This is a genomic window from Thermoflexus sp. (genome assembly GCF_025055495.1).
GTDB lineage: Bacteria > Chloroflexota > Anaerolineae > Thermoflexales > Thermoflexaceae > Thermoflexus.
The window spans coordinates 1-2,058 of sequence record NZ_JANWXB010000386.1 but is presented as its reverse complement, the minus strand read 5'-3'; the positions used below and the strand labels follow the sequence as shown (position 1 = coordinate 2,058).

Sequence of the window (2,058 nt, the reverse complement as noted above, 5' to 3'; positions counted from 1 at the left end):
CCTCACACCGGTCCCCCTCTGGTGGCTGGCCCACAGCCAGCGAAATGGCCTGAACTGGTTCTATATGGGGTATTCTCCCTCCCACAGGGCATGGCTGATCTGTCGGCGGCCATATACAGAGGAAGTCGGATTTGATGAAGAGGATCTGGGGGCTATCGATCAGGGCGTCATTATAGATTAGGTTCGAACCTAACCGAACCCGTTGTGGGCTCGCCGGGAATTGCCCGCTGCTCGCAATCCGCCAGATTCCCGTGATCCACATATCCTCCCGCTTCCTCAGGGGAAAGAGGATGCACTTGGTTAGGAGTATTGAACTTTCCCCGAATCTATCCTCCAGCCAAGACCGGAGGACGATCCGGAAAAACCCGGAGGCGGGCAAAGCGAGTGTCGAGGTACATTGAATTCGGAATTGAGCTCAGGGGATCGGAATGGACGACGAGCGGGAGGAGGAGCTGTGGGATCTGCTGCGGCAGGCGGCCCGCTTGAGCGATGACGAATTCGAGCGTCTGAAGCGGGGCGGGCTCCAGCTCAACTATCTGCGCATCTGCCCCCGTAAGCTCTGGCTGTTCGCCCATCAGGTGCGCCTGGAGGCCGACGCCGAAGCCGTGGCCCTGGGGCGCCTCACCCACGAGCGGGCCTACCGCGACCGGCCCCGGCGGAGCCTGATCCTCGAGAACCTCATCGCCATCGACATCCTGGAAGACGAGCGAACGCTCCTCGAGGTGAAGCACGCGCCGACCTTCGTCGAGGCCGCCCGACTACAGCTGCGCTACTATCTCTACTTCCTGGGGCGTCGAGGGATATCCCTTCGAGGGGAATTGCGCTTCCCTCGCCAGCGACGCCGGGAGGCAGTGGAGCTGGACCCCGCGGCCATCGCCGAGGTGGAGGCCGCCCTGGAGGAAGCCGCGCGCATCGTGGCCCTCTCCACCCCACCGGCCGCCTCATATATGCCAGCGTGCCGCCGCTGCGCGTATGCGCCCCTGTGCTGGGGATGAGCGCGATACGAAGCGGATGCGGCGGCGCACAGGTTCCGGAGCGCTAGGTTGGCGCTCCAAGCCGGTCTGCGAAGAGACGAGCTGCGTAACTCCACGCATCTTTTTGCTTAATCCCGAGATGGGGCGCACGTATTATCTGTTCCGCAGCGGCCGCCTGCGGCGGCGCCAGAACACCATCTATCTGGAATGGGAAGCCGACGGCCGGACGGAACGCCAGGCGATCCCGGTGGAGGATGTGGAGGCCCTCTTCGCCATGGGGGAGCTCGACCTCAACACCCGCCTGCTGAGCTTCCTCAGCCGCCATGGGATCGGCCTGCACGTGTTTAATTATTACGGCTTCTATGTGGGCTCGTTTTACCCCCGCGAGACCCGCGCCTCGGGGCACGTGGTGGTCTCCCAGGCCCTGCACTATGCGGATCCGCCCTGCCGGCTGGCCCTGGCCCGCCGCTTCGTCGAGGGCGCCCTCTTCCACATGCGCCGCAACCTCCTTTACTACCGCCGTCAGGGCCTCGCCGTGGAAGCGCCCCTGGCCGCCCTGGAAAAGGCGCTGGAGGAGCTGGAGCGCTGCGTCGACGTCGCCGCGCTGATGGGTCTGGAAGGACGGGCGCGGGACGCCTACTACAGCGCCTTCCCGTTGATCCTAAATCTGGAGGACTTCCGTCGGAGCCGGCGGCCGCCGGAGAACCCGGTGAACGCCTTGCTCTCCTTCGGCAACGGCCTCCTCTACGCTGCGATCCTGTCGGAGCTTTACCACACCCCTCTCCATCCCGCCGTCAGCTTCCTGCACGAGCCCTCCGCGGGCCGCTTCTCCCTGGCCCTGGACCTCGCGGAGGTCTTCAAGCCGCTCATCGTGGACCGGATGGTGTTCGCCTTAATGAACCGGAACGCCCTGAGCGAAGAGGACTTCCTGGAGGAAGTCGGGTTCTGCTATCTGAAGGAAGATGGGCGGAAGAAGGCCGTGTCGGAATTCGAGGAGCGGCTGCGGGAGACGGTGCAGCATCCGCGCCTCAAGCGGCCGGTCAGCTACCGGACGCTGATCCGGCTGGAGGCTTACAAGCTGGTG

3 protein-coding genes are annotated in these 2,058 nt (G+C 64.4%); all 3 read left to right on the top strand.

What is annotated here, in order from left to right:
- Positions 1 to 181: hypothetical protein (locus NZM16_RS12490; RefSeq protein WP_295480669.1), on the top strand; the 181-nt coding region annotated here is incomplete at its 5' end.
- Positions 182 to 428: 247 nt separating this feature from the next.
- Positions 429 to 995: a CRISPR-associated protein Cas4 gene (gene cas4 / locus NZM16_RS12485; RefSeq protein WP_295480667.1), complete on the top strand. Its 567-nt coding sequence runs from the start codon at positions 429 to 431 to the stop codon at positions 993 to 995.
- 118 nt (positions 996 to 1,113) lie between these two features.
- Positions 1,114 to 2,058: type I-B CRISPR-associated endonuclease Cas1b (cas1b, locus tag NZM16_RS12480; protein ID WP_295480665.1), on the top strand; the 945-nt coding region annotated here is incomplete at its 3' end.